Annotated in this window: 16 protein-coding genes and 1 tRNA gene; 10 read left to right on the forward strand and 7 right to left on the reverse strand. The window is 33.7% G+C overall.

Annotation, left to right across the window (positions count from 1 at the left end; all coding sequences use genetic code 11):
* Positions 1–33 precede the first annotated feature (33 nt).
* Complete coding sequence (locus J6L95_RS08910) at positions 34–1,305, reverse strand: galactokinase (protein ID WP_287458873.1); 1,272 nt, start codon at positions 1,303–1,305, stop codon at positions 34–36.
* Positions 1,302–2,786, reverse strand: coding sequence for a UDP-glucose--hexose-1-phosphate uridylyltransferase (locus tag J6L95_RS08915; protein WP_287458874.1), 1,485 nt, complete (start codon positions 2,784–2,786; stop codon positions 1,302–1,304). Before J6L95_RS08915 ends, J6L95_RS08910 begins: the two co-directional genes overlap by 4 nt.
* Positions 2,787–2,944: 158 nt before the next feature.
* Between J6L95_RS08915 and J6L95_RS08920 the strand changes: the two genes are divergently transcribed.
* Positions 2,945–3,943 (forward strand): LacI family DNA-binding transcriptional regulator, encoded by a 999-nt coding sequence (locus J6L95_RS08920; protein WP_029071074.1) that lies wholly within the window; start codon positions 2,945–2,947, stop codon positions 3,941–3,943.
* A 64-nt stretch (positions 3,944–4,007) separates the two neighbouring features.
* Positions 4,008–4,688, forward strand: coding sequence for a Pr6Pr family membrane protein (locus J6L95_RS08925; protein WP_287458875.1), 681 nt, complete (start codon positions 4,008–4,010; stop codon positions 4,686–4,688).
* Here the strand turns inward: J6L95_RS08925 and J6L95_RS08930 are convergent.
* Positions 4,677–5,021 (reverse strand): hypothetical protein, encoded by a 345-nt coding sequence (locus J6L95_RS08930; protein ID WP_287458876.1) that lies wholly within the window; start codon positions 5,019–5,021, stop codon positions 4,677–4,679. The two genes, J6L95_RS08925 and J6L95_RS08930, sit on opposite strands and share 12 nt — an antisense overlap.
* On the reverse strand, positions 5,021–5,482 hold the full coding sequence (locus J6L95_RS08935) for a hypothetical protein (protein ID WP_074686122.1): 462 nt from the start codon (positions 5,480–5,482) through the stop codon (positions 5,021–5,023). Before J6L95_RS08935 ends, J6L95_RS08930 begins: the two co-directional genes overlap by 1 nt.
* A gap of 104 nt (positions 5,483–5,586) precedes the next feature.
* Here J6L95_RS08935 and ndk point away from each other — a divergent pair, with 104 nt between their 5' ends.
* On the forward strand, positions 5,587–5,994 hold the full coding sequence (gene ndk / locus J6L95_RS08940; RefSeq protein ID WP_029070928.1) for a nucleoside-diphosphate kinase: 408 nt from the start codon (positions 5,587–5,589) through the stop codon (positions 5,992–5,994).
* 25 nt (positions 5,995–6,019) lie between these two features.
* Here ndk and pepT read toward each other — a convergent pair whose 3' ends face one another.
* On the reverse strand, positions 6,020–7,234 hold the full coding sequence (gene pepT / locus J6L95_RS08945) for a peptidase T (RefSeq protein ID WP_029070929.1): 1,215 nt from the start codon (positions 7,232–7,234) through the stop codon (positions 6,020–6,022).
* A gap of 110 nt (positions 7,235–7,344) precedes the next feature.
* On the opposite strand from pepT, the gene J6L95_RS08950 reads away from it, so the two are divergent.
* Both J6L95_RS08950 and J6L95_RS08955 read left to right on the forward strand, forming a co-directional pair.
* On the forward strand, positions 7,345–7,926 hold the full coding sequence (locus J6L95_RS08950; protein WP_029070930.1) for a ribonuclease H1 domain-containing protein: 582 nt from the start codon (positions 7,345–7,347) through the stop codon (positions 7,924–7,926).
* Entirely contained in the window at positions 7,923–8,828 is a 906-nt protein-coding gene (locus J6L95_RS08955; RefSeq protein ID WP_287458877.1) for an exonuclease domain-containing protein, read from the forward strand. Before J6L95_RS08950 ends, J6L95_RS08955 begins: the two co-directional genes overlap by 4 nt.
* Before the next feature lie 27 nt (positions 8,829–8,855).
* On the opposite strand, the gene J6L95_RS08960 is transcribed toward J6L95_RS08955, so the two are convergent.
* Complete coding sequence (locus J6L95_RS08960) at positions 8,856–10,016, reverse strand: hypothetical protein (RefSeq protein WP_287458878.1); 1,161 nt, start codon at positions 10,014–10,016, stop codon at positions 8,856–8,858.
* Positions 10,017–10,187: 171 nt separating this feature from the next.
* Between J6L95_RS08960 and J6L95_RS08965 the strand changes: the two genes are divergently transcribed.
* From J6L95_RS08965 to J6L95_RS08980, 4 genes are all read left to right on the forward strand, one after another.
* Positions 10,188–11,198, forward strand: coding sequence for a glycosyltransferase family 2 protein (locus J6L95_RS08965; RefSeq protein ID WP_287458879.1), 1,011 nt, complete (start codon positions 10,188–10,190; stop codon positions 11,196–11,198).
* Positions 11,199–11,249: 51 nt separating this feature from the next.
* Entirely contained in the window at positions 11,250–11,909 is a 660-nt protein-coding gene (locus J6L95_RS08970; protein ID WP_107318268.1) for a phosphatase PAP2 family protein, read from the forward strand.
* Between the two features lie 20 nt (positions 11,910–11,929).
* Positions 11,930–12,006: transfer RNA gene (locus tag J6L95_RS08975), tRNA-Arg, on the forward strand.
* 219 nt (positions 12,007–12,225) lie between these two features.
* A complete protein-coding gene (locus J6L95_RS08980) occupies positions 12,226–12,705 on the forward strand; it encodes a hypothetical protein (RefSeq protein WP_031589721.1) in 480 nt (159 codons plus the stop codon).
* A 207-nt stretch (positions 12,706–12,912) separates the two neighbouring features.
* On the opposite strand, the gene J6L95_RS08985 is transcribed toward J6L95_RS08980, so the two are convergent.
* A complete protein-coding gene (locus J6L95_RS08985) occupies positions 12,913–13,524 on the reverse strand; it encodes a TetR/AcrR family transcriptional regulator (RefSeq protein ID WP_287458880.1) in 612 nt (203 codons plus the stop codon).
* A gap of 144 nt (positions 13,525–13,668) precedes the next feature.
* Between J6L95_RS08985 and J6L95_RS08990 the strand changes: the two genes are divergently transcribed.
* Positions 13,669–15,750, forward strand: coding sequence for an efflux RND transporter permease subunit (locus J6L95_RS08990; protein ID WP_287458881.1), 2,082 nt, complete (start codon positions 13,669–13,671; stop codon positions 15,748–15,750).

The following is a 15,750-nucleotide window of genomic DNA, read 5'->3' on the forward strand; positions in this document are numbered from 1 at the left end:
ATAAAAAAAGAGAGCCAGATAAATATCTGACTCTTATAAAATCTTCTTACCGCCATACTTTCTGATTTTTAATACATGACAGCTGCCTTCACCAAAATACTTCTCAATGCCTTTCTTATACTCTTTAACAAAGTCATTTTTGACAAAAGCCTGAATTGTACCAGCAAATCCACCACCATGAACACGGCATACGCCATTATCCTGAAGTAGGTCTTCACTTAAAGTTAATGCTAAAGCTACACTCTGATGTTCAGGATCAGAAGAGGCATAGACATTCTGCAGTACCTTATAGCTTGAATCACCTGATGCTTTCACAAGTTTCAAGAAAGCAGGAAAGTCATTTTCTAATGCTTCAACTTCATCTAGTACACGCTTATTCTCCTTAAAGAAATGATAAGCACGTAAAACAGCACGATCACCTAGCTTTTCTCTGATTTCATTAATATGATCCAAGAATTCTTCTTCATTAACTTCTCTTAGAACTTCCTTATTGAAGAATTTCGCAACATCCTTCATCTCACGAGGAACAGCGGCATATTCATCAGTAAGGTTTGCATGAGAACCCTTTGCATCAACGATGCATAAGCTATAGTCAAAAGAGCTAAAGTCCACGTCAATATGACGGACGTCCGGCTTGTCCTTATCCTTGAAATCAATGGTAATAAGACCACCAACCGCACATGCGCACTGATCCATCAGACCACAAGGTTTTCCAAAGTAGACATTTTCAGCGTACTGACCCACTTTGGCAATTGTGACCATATCAATTTTCATATCATTGTACAATCCATCAATGATAGTACCGATGATATCTTCAAAAGCAGCTGAAGAGGAAAGTCCTGCTCCAATAAGGACATCGCTTGTAATGTAGGCATCAAATCCACCGATTGCATAACCTAACTGTTTTAATCTAGCGACGACACCTTTAATAAGTGCAATGGATGTTCCTTTTTCTTCTTCTACAAAAGAAAGATCGCGAATATCGATTTCAGGAATATCATAGTCATCAGATACTACTTTGATGATATTTTCTCTTTTACGAACAATTCCGATTGCATCAAGATTGATAGAAGCAGCTAGGACACGACCATGCTGGTGGTCAGTATGATTTCCGCCTACTTCACTTCTTCCAGCAGCAGTGTATATTTCAAAATCACCTTCACCGTATAGTTTATTGAATGTTTCAATTGCTTTCTTATAACGAGTGTATTGGTATTCAAGTAGACTTTCGTCTTCATAGAGATCATTAAGAATACCATCTAATTGATGATTTTCTAGTTTTGTCATAAATTCTTGTGTGTTCATAGAATTTCTCCTTTTAATGTGTAGTTAACAAATTTTTTAAATCCTTTAATGCCATCTTCATCCATCTTGTAGACACCAGCATCTTCTAGTACTGATGTGAAGACATCAGCTAATCCTTGTTTAATGATTTCATCAACATTGTCTTCGGTAATATCTTTTTTAGAAAGTTCATTAAACCATTCTTTATGTTTAAGCAGACATTCATAATCATCGATTGTTTTCTTTTTCAAAAGACAATCTTTTAATAATGACATTTCTTCTTTTAAACGGGCAGGAAGAATAGCTAATCCCATGACTTCAATTAAGCCGATGTTTTCTTTTTTAATATGATGATTTTCTTGATGAGGATGGAAGATACCTAAAGGATAATCAGCAGTTGTACGGTTGTTACGTAGTACAAGATCCATCTGATAATCATTGCCGGCTCTACGGGCAATTGGGGTAATAGTATTGTGTCTTGTATCTTCAGTGTGGGAAATGATATGACGAGATGTATCATCATAATCAATCCAGTCTTCAAGAATGTGATCAGCTAATTGAACAAGTCGATCCTTCGATGGGGAGGTAAGTCTTATTGTAGATAATGGCCAATGAAGGAGTTCTACATGGCAGCCTTCAATTTGGTAATTAGTGATCACTTTAGCATCTTCAATTGGGAAATGATAAGCACCGCCCTGATAATGATCATGCGTTAAGATGGAACCACCAACAATTGGGAGATCCGCATTTGATCCAAGCATATAGTGTGGGAACTGTTCAATGAAGTCCAATAAATGTGTAAATGTTTGATGATCAATCTTCATTGGGATATGTTCTTCATTAAAGACAATACAGTGTTCATTGTAATAGACATAAGGTGAATACTGCAGATAATAGCGATCATTAGATAAGTTTAATGGGATAATACGATGATTTTCTCTTGCAGGGCGACGTAAATCTCCAGCAAATCCCACATTTTCTTTACATAAAAGACATTGTGGATAACCAGAAGATTTTAATAGACGTGCTTTAGCAATCTCTTTAGGATCTTTTTCTGGTTTTGAAAGATTGATTGTGATTGCTAGAGGACCATACTTAGTATCTCTTTTAAACTTGATATTCTTATTGACACGATTCATGCGAATATAGTTTGAAGAGATGGACAGATTATAGAAATAATCTGTTGCATCATGTGGTGAATGGGCATAGCGATTATTGAAATCTTGAATGACTTCATGAGGTCGAGGCATGACTTTATCCATAATACGTGTATCAAATAAATCTTTACTAGTAATATCATCTTTACATAGATCATGAGCGACAGCGTATTCAAGCATTGCTTCTAGAATCTCTTCTAGTGGAGCATCTTCTGTTTCTATTTTAGTGAATTCATCTAAATGAAACAAGTCAAGCAGTTGGTTGATACAATAATCAATATCTTCTTCATAAATAAGTTGTTTTTTTAAAGCGTAATTTATTAATTGACAAATCTCTTTATTCATAATAAATATCTCCTTTTCATCTTCATTATAGTCCCAGTAAAATTTTAATTCAACTATTTTAGTAATTATTTACTAATTATTTCAGTTAAAAGTTTAAGTAATAAATCTAGTAAAAATTTACTGATTACTTTATAATAAGAAAAAAGGAGTGATCCATAGTGGCTACGTTAAAAGATATAGCATTAAAAGCAGGTGTTTCACAGGCAGCAGTTTCACGTTGTCTTAATAATGATCCCACTCTTGTCTTACCAGAAGAGACAAGAAACAATATATTGCAGGCAGCTGAAGAGCTGCATTATGTTAAAAAGAGAAAAAAGGTTATTGCGCATACTATTGCGATATTGCAGTGGTATTCATTAGAACAGGAAGCTAATGATCCTTATTATCTGATGATTAGAACTGGGGTAGAAAACTATTGTCAGGAACATCAGATGAAGATTACGCGTGTATTTAAGAATGATCATGATTATATAAGCAAGCTTAAAGATGTGGATGGTATTATCTGTATTGGTAAGTTTGCGAAGGAAGAAATGAATATCATTGAAAATATGCATCCTTCACTATTTGTCGATATGAGCTGTACGGATTATCAGTTCTCTACTATTTCACTTGATTTTGCAAAAGCGACAAATGATCTGATGGATTATCTCGTATCATTACGTCACAAGAAAATCGGTTTTATTGGTGGAAAAGAATATTTAAGTGATGGAACATTATATCCTGATTTACGTTATTCTACATTTATCCACTATGCGAAAGAACACCAGATCGACTATGAGGACTATACACTGCTTTCTTCTTATACAAGAGAAGATGGGTATACTATGGTTAACACATTAATACAAAAAGGAACACTGCCAACAGCTCTTGTCTGTGCGAGTGATCCGATTGCGATAGGGGCACTTAGAGCATTAAATGAACATCATATAAAAATTCCTGAAGATATTTCAGTCGTTGGTTATGATGATATCGATGAAGCATCCTATACGAGTCCATCTTTAACAACTGTTCATGCACCGGCATATGAAATGGGACAGTATGCAGGAATGATGCTTAAGGGGCTCTTAGAAACAAAGACACATCTTCCACTTAAAGTCATTCTGCCTTGTACTTTACTTGAAAGAGAATCTACCGATATGAATAAGCTGGAACAATAATCCAGCTTTTTTCTTGCTTCAAGGAGAAGAATATGCAAGAATATCAAAGTTGGAGGTTCAAAATATGATATTAAATAAAAAATTTCAGCTGTCATATAGAATAGTATTTATCATTTTGGTAGGAGCAGGACTTCTTCTTGATTTTATGACATGGACAAAACAGCCACGTAATGAATTTCTGGTCTACTATACAACACAATCAAATATTATAACTTGGATCATTATGGCCTTTCATGTAAGAAATACTTACAAGGATATAAAAAACAAGAAAACAAATGGGACATCGAACGATCTTATCCCATTACATTTTCTAGCAGCCATCTGGATACTTATTACATCCCTTGTCTATAATGTTTTACTTTCTAGTCCATTCACTTTAACATATTGGATATCTAATCTACATAACTCTATTCTTCATCTCTTTGGACCAATTCTCTTTATTCTTGATTTATTGTTATTTTCTAAAAGAAAACAAGTAAAGAGCTATGTTCCTCTTCTTTGTGTCACTTATCCTTATCTTTATATTGTGTCAATTCTTGCAAGAGGAAGCTATTTAACAAATCTCTATCATGGGAAAATACCTCAGTCCTATGTTGTTTATCCTTACTTCTTCCTTGATGTAAAACATCTAGGATACTTAGGTGTATTAAGATGGGTGATGATTTTAAGTGTTGTCTTTATCTTATTAAGTTACCTGATGCATTTTATCTATGTAAAAACGCATAATGAATCATTATGCGTCTAATAGTTGAATATCTTTTAATGAAAGAAAGAGATCATCAATCATCTCGTTAGATAGCACTCTTTCACTTAAATCATAGGATACTTGATAAAACAGTTTCTTATGTTCATAGCTATAATTAAAGTGACCTAATGTTGTGAAGAGATTCTTCTTCATGATAAGACGTACATCCTGTACGTCTTTTTCTATAGGAACATTCATGGTTAAGCCGTTTTCTTTATATTCTAATGAAAGAGAATGAATATATTTGTCTTCATATATGACAATGAGATGATCATTGTAGTCTTTAAATGGAAGATGATGAGCATTAAGATAATCTATAAGAACAGTTTTCATTAGTGATCCCTCCTCACAAAATCAAGAGCTTCATCCACAGTCAGTATATTGCTTAATAGATAGTAAATCGCATTTGCGAATCCGTAGGCACCATATATTTCTATTGGCAACAATAGAGAATGTTCGATGACTTTTCTTGGAAGGGAAGTATTGTGAACATTCACCTTGATGATGTAGGAAATAAGATGGGTTTCTTCATTTAATTGAAAATAGCCATATTCACTTTTCTCATTGATTTTAATAAAGAATTCTGTAAGCAGATCAAAGGCTTCAGGATGAACTTCAATAGGTAGACCTGTCTCTACGATATAGCTTTCTTCAGATACATGAATGAAGGTGGCACCTTCATTGATTTTACCTTCTATGTAGAAAGGGAAATGTATAATATTGTCTTTTTTCTGATAATGAATAGAAACATCAGTAAGAAATGATGTTAATGATTGAATGATATCTTGTTTCATATTGCACCTCTTCAAGTATTATACACTTATTTTTTTGATATATGTAAATAGATATTTGGTTATATAGTTTAATTTGATATAATGAAGATTGAGGTGATAGGAAAATGGAACGTACTTATATTATGTTAAAGCCTGATTGTATGACAAGAGGCTTAACAGGTGAAATTATCTCTAGAATTGAGAGAAGAGGGTATCGAATTACGAATGCGAAGTTTGTTTGGTTTGATGAGAAACTATGTGAAGAACATTATGCTCATTGTGTAGGTAAGCCTTGGTATGAACCAACACTTGAATATATGACATCTGGACCAAGCTTAGCAATGATTGTAGAAGGTGAAAATGTCATTAAAGGTATGCGTCTTTTAATGGGGCCTACTAAATTCGGTGATGCTCAGCCAGGTACAATCAGAGGAGATTATGCAACATCTAATGCTCGTAATCTTATTCATGGATCAGATTCACCTGAAAATGCAGAAATTGAAATTAAGCGTTTCTTTGGTGAAAATGCATAATAAAAAGATCACGTTTGTGATCTTTTTATTTACGACTATTTCTAATAATAGCTAGCAACAATTCTACACCTTTTTTCATTGATGTAAGACTTGCGTATTCATAAGGACCATGATAGTTGTATCCTCCTGTTCCAAGGTTAGGAGTAGGAAGTCCTTTCGCTGAAAGCATAGCACCATCAGTACCGCCACGAATTGGTGCGATTACTGGTGATAATCCAATATCAATCATTGCATCAGAAACCTGAGTGACAATTTCTGGTCTTTTAGCGATGATGTCTTTCATATTTTCATACTGTTTTACAGTTTCAATCTTGATGTATTCATCTCCGTATTTATTATTGATATACGCAGCAGCATCGTTCATATGAGCAAGCAGTTCTTCCATCTTTTCTTTGCTGTGCTCTCTGATGATATATGAAAGAGTCGCATTGCTTACATCACCTTCCATATTATGAAGATGATAGAAGCCGTCATGTCCTTCTGTATGTTCTGGTCTATTGACATCACCAAGGAGAATATCAAAATCACGACCAAGTGTTAATGCGTTGATCATTTTGTTTTTAGCATCACCTGGATGATATGATTTTCCTTTAATAGAAACAGTAGCCTTGTAAGCATTGAAGTTTTCAAAGCTGTATTCTTCAATTGGACCACCATCTACAGTGTAGGCATAGTCTGCCCCGAAACGATCGATATCAAAATTGATGACACCTCTACCTACTTCTTCATCCGGTGTAAAAGCAATACTGATATCATGATGAAGGAAAGTTGGATGGCGGAATAAATATTCTGCCATTGTCATAATAATCGCAATTCCAGCTTTATCATCAGCACCAAGTAAAGTTGTACCGTCAGTTGTAATTAAGTCATGATGAATCAATGTCTTTAATTCTGGATTTTCTTCAGGATCAAGATTCATAGTGTTATTTAATTTAATGATGCCACCATCATAATCTCTGATGATCTGTGGTTTAACATCTTTACCTGATGCATCTGGAGAAGTATCCATATGGGAAATGAAACCGATAGTTTCTCCTTCCTCTTCTACATTGGCAGGAATTGTACCATAGACAATTCCATACTCATTTCTTTCAACATCTTTCATACCTAAGATACGCATTTCTTCTGCTAAAAAATCTGCGAATTCAATCTGCTTGCTTGTAGTAGGAGCAGTTTCAGATGTTTCAGAAGATTGTGTATCAAAGCTTACATATTTTAAAAACCTATTTTCTATCTTCATATTTTATACCTCTAAATATCATTATAATAAAAAAGGGTACACTTCTCAATAAAACTTCTAGACAAAAAGGGAAATAATACTTATTATGGTAGAGAAAAAGAGGGATACAAATGAAATATTATGCTGTAAAAAACGGAAGACATAAGGGTGTCTATACAACATGGAAAGAGTGCGAAGCAGAGATCAAAGGCTTTAAAGGCGCAGTCTATAAATCATTTCCCACTAAAGAAGAAGCTGAAGCTTTTCTTGAAGATCATCAGGAAATAAGAGAATGCCAGCTTATTGCCTATGTGGATGGAAGCTACCATATTAAAGAGAAAGTCTATGGCTATGGTGTTGTCTTAATCGAAGGTGGTCGTGTCATCAAAAAGATCTATGGCAAGGGTGAACATGAAGACTATGTTTCAATGCGTAATGTAGCCGGAGAAATATTTGGTAGTGAAGTTGCAGTGGAATATGCGATTGCAAATGGCTACGACAGCATTGCAATCTACTATGACTATATGGGCATTGAGAAATGGGCCAATGGTGAATGGAAAGCCAATAAGCCAGGTACTAAGCGCTATGTAGAGAAAATGAAAGACTATCGCAAGAAAATCTATATTCATTTCATTAAAGTACTTGCTCATAGTGGCGATACTTTTAATGACGAAGCTGACCGTTTAGCAAAGAAAGCAGTGGGTATTAAATGAGCGAATTCATAACTGTATTTGATATTGAAGTACTTAATATGGATCCAGCGAGTGTCTGTTCAATTGGGATTGTGCAGCTGCGTAATATGAAGGTCTATAAGGAATATTATTCATTAATACGACCAGCTGATCTTTCTTTTGATAAATACCGCTATGATGTTCATCATATTTCCCCAAAGATGCTAGTCAATCAGAAATCTTTTCTGGAAGTATGGGAAGATATCAAGCCTTTCTTTGAAAATCAGATTGTTGTATCCCATGATATACAAAGTGATATGTCATCAATTAGAGCAGCACTTAAAAAGAATCGCATCCCATTTCCTCGTATGTGGATGTCATGCACAAATGTGCTAGCTCATCTTGTAGAACCTGATCTAAAGAAATATAATGTCACAGATTTATGCAGTCATTATCATATTCAAATAGATCATCCTCATCATGCCCTCTATGATGCCAAAGCTGCTGCTGAAATTCTGCATAAGCTTATTTTAAAATCAGATGCTTCATCATTGGCAGAATTACATGAAATCCATCATATTGAAATGGGTGAAATGAGGGAGAACTATTATCGTAATATCATTGCTCCAGAACATGCTCCTATGAATGTGAAAAGAAAGTATATCTTTACCAATCAGAGTGTTGCCTTTACCGGCAATACCCGTGTTCCTAAAGAGCAGTTAAGCATGCATCTAAAGAAAGTTCACGGTTATTATAATCGTGATGTCAATACGCATACTGATTATCTTGTTATTGGACACTTTGGCTACTATAAGACAAGATATGGCAAAAGCAATAAGAAGGTAAAAAAAGCATTAACGCTTAAACGAATGGGACAGGATATTAAGATTATCTCTGAAAAAGAATATATGCGTATGTTAAATAGAAAAACCAGAAGCTATTAAAAAAACGATGTTTTTGAAAACATCGTTTTATTTTTGTCCTCTATAAGAATATGTTTCAATACCAAACAATCCGGTCTTTGTATCAATTTTTACTTTTGGATTTTTTGTTCTAATTAATACACGATACTCTTTTTTGCTGATACGTATCTTGTAGCTATCATATTTAGAATAAACATTACGTAAATGATAGTTATCTACAATCTTCATTGAGTGATGAGGATTGTATTTCTTATAAGTCATAGAGTAAAGATTTACAAATCTTGTTTCTTGTACATTGACACCTGCCACACTTTCAATAGAAGAAGTAGTCTTAAGTGTCACTTCATTATTGATGAATAATCCTACAAATGGAATATAGAAAATCAAGAAGATCACAAAGATCATATCTTTAGTGATACCTTTGATTTTATTTGAAACATGATAGTAAACAAGAATGATTAAAAGCAGTACGATTGAGAAAATAATAATTGGCATGATAGGACCGATATTGTACTGGAAGAAAAGGAAAGCCCAGCCGATCATTGCCGGAATAAGCATTCCCATCAAGAAAGCCATACGGTTTTCTTCAATGATGTTCAACTGCATTGTTTTAAGAAGATAGATGTAATACATTGCTAAAATGAAAGGTAAGACAAGACTTAACAATGTACAGATGATTACATTATTGTAGATGCCATTAAATAATCCGATAATGTAGGCAAAACCAATAAATGTGACAAGAAGAGAAACATAGCCAAGTGCTTTTCCCTGATCAAATGATGCAAGGGGATAAGATTGTCTTGATGAAATAGTAAATCCTTTGCTGGCCATGAAATCATTGAAGTCCAATAGATTATTTTGTTCATAGTCATGTTCATTGATCTTAAGTGTCTTTTGATCATCAAATGTGATAATGATTGTATCATTGACTTCTTCAAAAGAAACAATGGAGTCATAAGGATGAAGATGGGCATTTGTCTTGATGCCATGTTCATCACAGTCTATTGTGACCATCTTTTTCTTGAAGATCTTATAAGTGATGACAAGAAGCAATACAATTAAAGCAATGTAAAGCATTGCAAGAGCGAAAGCTGGCTTAGTGAATAGAATAAGACCAGCAATTAATAAAGCCGCTACTGGATTGACAACCGTGAATACTTTTAAGGCTGTCGCAAGATAGCTTTTATACGTCAGTGTTATTTTACTCATTTGATAACTCCTTTAAAAATTATACAACAATACCATTATTTTACTCCATTTCTTTCAAATTGACTACAAATAGTAATAGAAAATCTCAATTTAATTTTTGGTTTCATATAATGTTATTGTGAGGAAAGAAAAGACATGATAAAATATGCGTGGAAAGAGGGGTTAATTCCTATGAAATTATTAACTGTAGCCATTCCTTGCTATAATTCACAGGATTATATGCATCATGCCATCGATAGTCTTTTAGGCTGCAAAGAAGATATTGAAATTCTTGTAGTAGATGATGGTTCAAAAGATGATACAGCAAAGATTGGCGATCGATATCAAGAACAGTATCCTGATGTTGTACGCTGCATTCATCAGGAAAACGGTGGCCATGGCGAAGCTGTCAACACAGGTATAAAAAATGCCACAGGTAAGTATTTTAAGGTTTTAGATAGCGATGACTGGTTTGATGAAGAAGCATTAAAGAAAGTTATTGATACATTAAAGAATCTTGAAAATCAGCCATTGGATATGATGATTGTCAATTACGTTTATGATAAACCAAGTACAAATACACAAAATCCAATTCGCTATGCAAATGCATTACCACAAAATCGTATTTTTAGATGGTATAATGTAAAATATTTCTTGCCATCACAGAACTTGTTAATGCATTCTATCATTTATAGAACAGCGGTATTAAAGAACTGTGGATTGGTTCTTCCAAAACATACATTCTATGTAGATAATTTATTTGTATATGAACCATTGCCATATGTTCATACAATGTACTATTTAAATGTTGATCTTTACCACTATTTCATTGGTAGAGAAGATCAGAGTGTCAACGAAAAGGTCATGATTGGACGTATTGATCAGCAGATCAGAGTCAATAAACGCATGATTGATGCAGTTGATGTAATGAGTCTTAAATCAAGAAAACTAAGAAAATACATGATTCATTATTTAACAATCATTTCAACAGTTACAACAGTCCTTCTTGTTAAGAGTGGAACAGAAGAAAATCTTAAGAAGAGAGATGAATTCTGGAATTATATGAAAGAAACAAGACCAGAAGTCTATAAGGCTGTTCGTAAAACTATGCTTGGTACATTGATGAGACTAAGAGGTAAAGCAGGGCATAAAGTATTGATTGCAGGATATACAGTTGCTCAGAAGCTATTTGATTTCAATTAAAGAGGTTGCATTGCAATCTCTTTTTTGTTAGAATTTCTCTCGGTGATGAAAATGTTAGATAAAATCAATGATTTTTACAAGACTCATAAACATATATGGGTAGCTATCGTCTATTTTATGCTATATCTTCCATGGTATTTTGGAATCCAGCAAAGAAATCCTAGCGGGTTCTTTGATATGAATGTCACATTAGATCACATGATTCCATTTGTACCGGGGTTTATTCTTATATATATGTACTGGTTCCTATTTGTTTTTGGAACAGGCTTATTCACATTCCTGGAGAATAAGGAAGAATTTTATAAATTTTGTTTAATCATGTTTGGTGGCATGACTGTCTGTCTGATCATCTTTACGATATTTCCGACTACATTTAATTATCGTCCTGATATCTTGACAGGAAATGCTCTTGAGAGATTTTTCTTGCATCTTGTCTACGGGGTAGATAAGCCAACAAATGTTTTCCCAAGCATTCATGTGTATAACTCTATTGGATGTGCTATCATTCTTACACATTCAGAAAGATTCAAGAATAGCAAATTCATGTTTATATTTGCATGGCTAAGCGCTATCCTGATTACTTTATCCACAATGTATGTGAAACAGCACTCAGTGATGGATGCTGTTGCCGCAATCATTATTGCAATCGTATTCTACTATGTGACATACGGTCCATTCGATCGTTATCGTCAATCTAAAAAGAAGAGTTAAGCATTACAATAATGCTTAATGTCATCATAGCTCAGATGGATAGAGCATTCGCCTCCTAAGCGAAGGGTCGGCGGTTCGACTCCGCCTGATGACGCCAGTCAATATCCGGAATTCCTTATGGAAATTCCGTTTTTTTATGCAATGTGTCATTTAGATTCTTTTACAAGACCCATTAATGAGTTTTTTGTTTGTGATTATTATTTTTGAATATGAAATGATTATACGTCTAATTATTTGTACTATGTAAAAAATGTATTATTATATATGTAGAGAAAATGTATTTAAAATCAAAGAAAGGTAAACTGGTCATTTTAAAATGAAGAAAAAAATATTAGCTATTGTTGTTATTATACTATTACTTGTTGGTGCTTTATATTGGTTTAAATCACAGCCTAATTATAGAGATGATAAGAAGAGAATAAGTTTACAAGTGGATTCTGAATTTAGCTATAAATCAATATATGTGAGTGAACAGGGCTTTGGAAATGACATGGCAAATGTTTGTAGATTTACATTAAAGAATCCTAAGGATATCAAAGGGTTTGTAAGTGTAGATAAGCTTAATAAAAAAGAAAAAGAAGACATTGATAATTTTTATAATACAGATTTTAATACAGAGTGGGAAGATAATAAAAATACAGGTAAATACACTCATGTTATTAATGAATTATCTGCTTTAAAATCATCTTCTGATACGAAATATATTCATCATAGAATAGAAAACTCTTCAAGCTATGAATTATATATTTATAATAAAAAAATGAATGTAGGTTATTACGTTGTTTCTATTATTTAATAAATGATAGAAATATATTGGAACAAGTCAGATATTAATGTGAGTAGATTGAGTAATATGGATTATTAATAAACACATTAGAATACTAAAAAGCGCATGGATGAACCACGCGCTTTTTAGTTTGCATATATTAAACTGTACATGTAGTAAATTATCAAATTATTATGCAAAATGCAAGTGAAAAATGGAGAAATAGGCAGGGATATTTTATTGATGAATAAGGGCTTTTACTCCAGCGTAAAGATAAGGCTTATAAGTATCGATATCACATGGAATCTTTTGAACCATGCAGCGATAACAAGTGACTCCAATTAACTCTACAATCATAAAGAATGTCATATCAGGATTCTTTACATCGATGTTTTCTTTTTTGATGCCGTTGATAAACATCTGATAAAGACCCATGGCATTATCATTGAAAATCTTTTCTATTTCTTTTGAATAGAACCCTAAAGAAAGATCACGATTGATAAATGTAAGAATGCAGTCATCTTCTTTTAATTGTTCAATAACATGATCAATAATAAAGATCAGTCTTTCATCAAATGTATCAAGCTTCTCATTATTCATGGCATTGATCGCATTTGTAAACAGCTTTTGTGATTGATCAGTAACAAGTTGATTTCTAATATCTTCTTTATTTTTAAAATACAGATAGAAGGTTCCCTTCGCTACCCCAGCTTTCTTGACAATATCTGAAATAGAAGTATCTGAGAATCCCTTAGTCCCAAAAAGTTCATAGGCATTGTTAAGGAGCCTTGTCTTTTTTTCAGCTTTATTTATTTCTATTTTACTTTTTATTTCTTTTAATGTTTCCATGAAAATGCTCCTTTCTTCATTATAATATGTTAAAAATGACCGAAAGTCAATTTTTTTAGTAAAGTAATTGACCACCGGTCATTTTAGTGCTACCATTACAGTGTAATATATGACTGATGGTCATTTTGTATGGAGGCGAAATAGATGAAAACCTTTTGTAAAGGAGTAACAAGAGGTCGTTGGCTGATTATTGCGATCTGCATGATCTTGATCATACCATCCGTAATTGGATATGTCTCAACGAAGACGAATTACGACCTTGTATCCTATCTACCTCAAGATGTAGAAACAATGAAAGGGCAGAAAATCTTGTCCAAAGATTTTAGACAGGGTGCATTTGCGGTAATTATTACTGACAATATGAGTCCTAAACAGATTCTTGAGTTTGAGAAGGAAATAAAGAAAGTTGATTCTGTCAACAAGGTAGGAAGTGTCTATGATGTCATTGGGTATGAAATTCCAATAGAAATGTTGCCAAATGATATCGTGAAGAAAGTAAAGAAGGGTCAGGAAAACCTGATCATTACAACTTTTACTGAATCTACTTCTGATGATAGAACACTCAATGCGATTCAGAAAATTAGGGATCTGAAAAATAACATTAAGGTGGCAGGAATGTCAGCGACAACTTTGGATACAGCTCAGATTGCCAATAGTGAAGTTGTGATCTATGTGGTGATTGCGGTTATCTTATGTTTGATTGTCTTGATGTTTACTTTAGATTCATTCTTTGTACCAGTATTGTTATTGGGAAATATTGGTGTAGCTATTATTTACAATATGGGAACTAACTTATTCTTAGGTCAGATTTCCTATATTACAAAAGCGATTGCGGCAGTACTTCAGCTTGGGGTTACGACTGACTTCTCAATCTTCTTGTATCATAAATATGAATACTGGAAGAAACATCGTGACAATAAGCTAGAAGCTATGGAAGAAGCTATCGCTGAAACTTTGATTTCTGTTGTAGGGTCTTCTACGACTACAATTGCCGGTTTCTTGGCATTATGTACAATGTCACTGACATTGGGTACCGATATCGGTCTTGTAATGGCAAAAGGTGTTGCCTTTGGAGTATTGACTGTTATTACATTATTCCCAGCATTAGTTCTTGTATGCGATAAGTTAATTACAAAGACTGCACATAAGAGCATTTTGCCTAACTTATCATTTATTAAGAATCTTGTGGTTAAGGGATATAAGGTTATTCTTGTATTATTTGTGATCTGTATGCCATTGGCTTATTATTGTCAATCTCATACACAAAGTTATTACAACTTAACTGCTGGTCTTCCTGATTATCTTCCAGGGGTACAGGCCAACAATAAATTAAAGAAAGATTTTAAGATTGTTTCACCTTACTTCATTATGATCGATAGCAACCTTAAGGCTTCTGATGTTCAGGAAATGGTTGGTAAGTTTGAAGATCTTAAAGGAATCGATATGGTGACTAGCTATTCTAAGTTAGCTTCACAGGGATTTAGTGAAGATATGCTTTCAAATGAAGTAAAGGGCATGATTGATGATGGTAAACATCAGATGGTTCTTCTAAGTTCTAAGTACGACACTGCAACTGATGAATTGAATGCTCAGATTGCCAAAGTCAATGAAATCGCAAAATCTTATGATAAGAATGCGATTGTATGTGGTGAAGGTCCACTTATGAAAGATATGGTTAATATCGCTGATGTTGACTTTAAGAACGTTAACTTTGCTTCTACAGGTATTGTATTTATCTTAATGTTATTGGTATTAAAGAGTGTGTCATTACCAGTACTATTAGTATTAGCTATTGAATTTGCGATTTATATCAACATGGGAATCCCATTTGTAATGGGACAGAAGATTCCATTTGTCGCAAGTATTGTTATTGGTACTATCCAGTTAGGAGCAACCATTGACTACGCTATCTTGATGAGTACGAAATATCTTGAAGTAAGAAAGAGTGGGGCAAGCAAGGTAGAAGCTGTTTCTACAGCAGTTGATGCTTCAGTTAACTCTATCTTCGTATCAGCCATGTGTTTCTTTGCGGCTACAGTTGGTGTAGGGATCTATTCAAAAATGGATATGATTTCTGCTATCTGCTCAATGATTTCACGTGGTGCCTTGATTTCAATGGTAACAGTTATGCTTATTGTTCCATCATTATTGATGGCATTTGATAAAATTATCATTCATTCATCATTAGGATTTAAGAATCTAAAGAAAAATAAGGAGGTCGCTTAA

It is taken from the genome of Kandleria sp. (genome assembly GCF_017934775.1).
Taxonomy (GTDB): Bacteria; Bacillota_I; Bacilli_A; order Erysipelotrichales; family Coprobacillaceae; genus Kandleria; species Kandleria vitulina.

Bases quoted from the DNA above. Each gene is read 5' to 3' on its own strand.
- ndk (WP_029070928.1), top strand. From the start codon at position 5,587: ATGGAACGTACTTATATTATGTTAAAGCCTGATTGTATGACAAGAGGC.
- J6L95_RS08960 (WP_287458878.1), bottom strand. From the start codon at position 10,016: ATGAGTAAAATAACACTGACGTATAAAAGCTATCTTGCGACAGCCTTA.
- J6L95_RS08980 (WP_031589721.1), top strand. From the start codon at position 12,226: ATGAAGAAAAAAATATTAGCTATTGTTGTTATTATACTATTACTTGTT.
- pepT (WP_029070929.1), bottom strand. From the start codon at position 7,234: ATGAAGATAGAAAATAGGTTTTTAAAATATGTAAGCTTTGATACACAA.
- J6L95_RS08910 (WP_287458873.1), bottom strand. From the start codon at position 1,305: ATGAACACACAAGAATTTATGACAAAACTAGAAAATCATCAATTAGAT.
- J6L95_RS08950 (WP_029070930.1), top strand. From the start codon at position 7,345: ATGAAATATTATGCTGTAAAAAACGGAAGACATAAGGGTGTCTATACA.
- J6L95_RS08955 (WP_287458877.1), top strand. From the start codon at position 7,923: ATGAGCGAATTCATAACTGTATTTGATATTGAAGTACTTAATATGGAT.
- J6L95_RS08965 (WP_287458879.1), top strand. From the start codon at position 10,188: ATGAAATTATTAACTGTAGCCATTCCTTGCTATAATTCACAGGATTAT.
- J6L95_RS08930 (WP_287458876.1), bottom strand. From the start codon at position 5,021: ATGAAAACTGTTCTTATAGATTATCTTAATGCTCATCATCTTCCATTT.
- J6L95_RS08915 (WP_287458874.1), bottom strand. From the start codon at position 2,786: ATGAATAAAGAGATTTGTCAATTAATAAATTACGCTTTAAAAAAACAA.
- J6L95_RS08990 (WP_287458881.1), top strand. From the start codon at position 13,669: ATGAAAACCTTTTGTAAAGGAGTAACAAGAGGTCGTTGGCTGATTATT.
- J6L95_RS08970 (WP_107318268.1), top strand. From the start codon at position 11,250: ATGTTAGATAAAATCAATGATTTTTACAAGACTCATAAACATATATGG.
- J6L95_RS08925 (WP_287458875.1), top strand. From the start codon at position 4,008: ATGATATTAAATAAAAAATTTCAGCTGTCATATAGAATAGTATTTATC.
- J6L95_RS08935 (WP_074686122.1), bottom strand. From the start codon at position 5,482: ATGAAACAAGATATCATTCAATCATTAACATCATTTCTTACTGATGTT.
- J6L95_RS08985 (WP_287458880.1), bottom strand. From the start codon at position 13,524: ATGGAAACATTAAAAGAAATAAAAAGTAAAATAGAAATAAATAAAGCT.